The 243-nt window shown below is 53.9% G+C and carries 1 rRNA gene; it reads right to left on the bottom strand.

Annotation, left to right across the window (positions count from 1 at the left end):
• Window positions 1-19: 19 nt before the first annotated feature.
• Window positions 20-243: ribosomal RNA gene (locus AC0V2Y_RS29045) — 16S ribosomal RNA — on the bottom strand; the annotation flags it as partial.

The raw sequence follows: 243 nt of genomic DNA, 5'->3' as shown, positions 1-243 counted from the left end.
TGATTCGTGCAAACTCTAGAAAGGAGGTGATCCAGCCGCACCTTCCGATACGGCTACCTTGTTACGACTTCACCCCAGTCACGAATCCTACCGTGGTAAGCGCCCTCCTTGCGGTTAAGCTACCTACTTCTGGTAAAACCCGCTCCCATGGTGTGACGGGCGGTGTGTACAAGACCCGGGAACGTATTCACCGCGACATGCTGATCCGCGATTACTAGCGATTCCAACTTCATGCAGTCGAGT

The sequence above is a fragment of the Janthinobacterium sp. BHSEK genome, from assembly GCF_056174685.1.
Note: the sequence above shows the minus strand (reverse complement) of the source record. Positions and strands in the feature narration are given on the sequence as shown.